The sequence below is a fragment of the Autumnicola edwardsiae genome (assembly GCF_031846505.1).
GTDB lineage: Bacteria > Bacteroidota > Bacteroidia > Flavobacteriales > Flavobacteriaceae > Autumnicola > Autumnicola edwardsiae.
This window is the reverse complement of the sequence record NZ_JAVRHP010000213.1, coordinates 1-1,941: the sequence shown is the minus strand read 5'-3', so window position 1 is coordinate 1,941 and position 1,941 is coordinate 1. Positions and strand designations below refer to the sequence as shown.

The window sequence follows — 1,941 nt, the reverse complement described above, 5'->3', positions numbered from 1 at the left end:
CTTGGATTGGAATGGAAAAATGTGACTGAGGATCGCATATTCTATACGCGTTCCAAGACTAAAGGAAATTTTACCATTAAAATTCTTCCGCCTGTTCGTGAAATTCTGGACTATTATAAGGAAATGTCCTTAGACACGAAATATGTATTCCCTATCCTTCTAAGCGATAATCTAACCAATGCCCAGGTTGCAAACAGAAAGCACAAGACATTACAACGCTATAACAAAGAACTAAAAGAAATTGCCCAGATCTGCAATATTGACAAACCACTAACTAGTTATGTCGCAAGACATAGTTATGCAAACTGCTTAAAGCAAAAAGGGGTGGCAACCGATGTAATTAGTGAATCAATGGGACATCAGAATCTAGCCATAACTCAGGCTTATCTAAAAGAATTAGATAATTCTGTATTGGATGATGCTAGTGAGTTATTGTTAGCAACCTAACAGTAAATTCATATAAAAAATATGGCATTGTCAGTAGTCCCCTAGAAGTTCAAGTGGGAAATTAACTTATCAAACATTCACACAAGGAGCAAGTTTTAGAAAAAGGAATATCAAGGTAAAACTCAAATAACCGGAGCCACCCTTAAAGCGACAGGGATAAACAATAAATACAGAAGGAAACTATAGTTTATTTCACCAATACCGTCACAAAGTATTTTGAGATTTATTCTCTTTTAAATGGTCACTTTCATCAATTAGTGCCTGAATTTAAAATTGACACATTCAGCCGCTAATTGAAAAATCTTCAATTAAAATTAAACTCGCATTATCATTAGCTTCCTTTATGAGTCTCTGATCGATAGTATCTAATAAAGTTCCACTGGTTTTGTTTATATTAAGTAAATACTGTAATGTTAAGGAATCCATGATGTTATGCACACCATCAGAACAAACAAACACCTTATCTCCTTTATTTAAAAAGAATTTCTGAAAAGAGGGTTCAGATTTCTTAACATCACCCTGAATGGAACGGGTAACTACGTGGTTATATTTAGAAAAATCTAAGTTGACTTTTGAATGATCAGCTTCAGAAAGCTCATTTCTTAAATTATGTGGTTTGCTTTCAAAAGATAGTTTGGATTTAGAATAATGCAGAATTTTCACATCTCCTACCCAAAACGCCCTGGCAGTTTCTCCGGAGACAATTATACCTCCTAATGTAGATCCTAATTTTGAATGATGTTGTTCTTGGTATTGACGAACAGCTAAATTCGCCTTATTTATAGATTTCTTAATAGCATTCTCATTTAATTCCTTTGTATTAGTTAAAAAAGTAGACACACTATCGATGACGATTGAAGCTGCAACATCACCGTTATCATACCCCCCCATTCCATCGGCAATGAGATAAAGAAATGTATCCGCATTGATGCTCTTGACCAAAGTAAAATCTTGGTTGATTCTCCTTTTACCTGTATGTGATATAATTGTCGATTTCATTACATGCCAGTGGCTTGAATAGTACCACCTCCGTGTTTCGTTACTCTGGGTCTAGTGGAAATTTTTAAGGGTTTTGCAGATATACTCTTTTCTGTTGCTTTAGTAGCCCATAAGAAACCTTCTCCCGGAGTTAGGGCACTCATATCTGCCGGAGTCAATGTCGATAACTGTGTAATGGACTTCTGAATGTGTTTAAGCCATTGAGGACTATTGAATTTGTGGAGTAAAACAATAGAGCTCAATTCTATTATTTCGTTTGGCAGACTCGGAGGATCCTGACTTGCAATCATTATACTAACGCCTTTGTGACGCATTTCTCGAATTGCTCTTACAATGTTCCCTGTTAGATCTTTATTATCCATATACTTATGCGCTTCATCAAAGACTATGAATTTGTTAAAGTGTTTACCTTCAACTTTCTTAACCGCAGAAAAGATATTCAACATAATTACAAATAAACCTAGTGCTTCATCTTTAACTATAAATTCATCTCTC

General features: G+C 35.1%; 3 protein-coding genes. 1 reads left to right on the top strand and 2 read right to left on the bottom strand.

The features are described 5' to 3' along the window. Nucleotides 1–447: tyrosine-type recombinase/integrase (locus RM529_RS17090; RefSeq protein ID WP_311485958.1), on the top strand; the 447-nt coding region annotated here is incomplete at its 5' end. A gap of 282 nt (nucleotides 448–729) precedes the next feature. Here the strand turns inward: RM529_RS17090 and RM529_RS17085 are convergent. After that, the gene (locus RM529_RS17085) at nucleotides 730–1,446 is read right to left on the bottom strand and encodes a PP2C family protein-serine/threonine phosphatase (RefSeq protein ID WP_311485957.1); all 717 of its coding nucleotides are present in this window, start codon (nucleotides 1,444–1,446) and stop codon (nucleotides 730–732) included. Further along, nucleotides 1,446–1,941: ATP-binding protein (locus RM529_RS17080; protein WP_311485956.1), on the bottom strand; the 496-nt coding region annotated here is incomplete at its 5' end. The genes RM529_RS17080 and RM529_RS17085, both read right to left, overlap by 1 nt.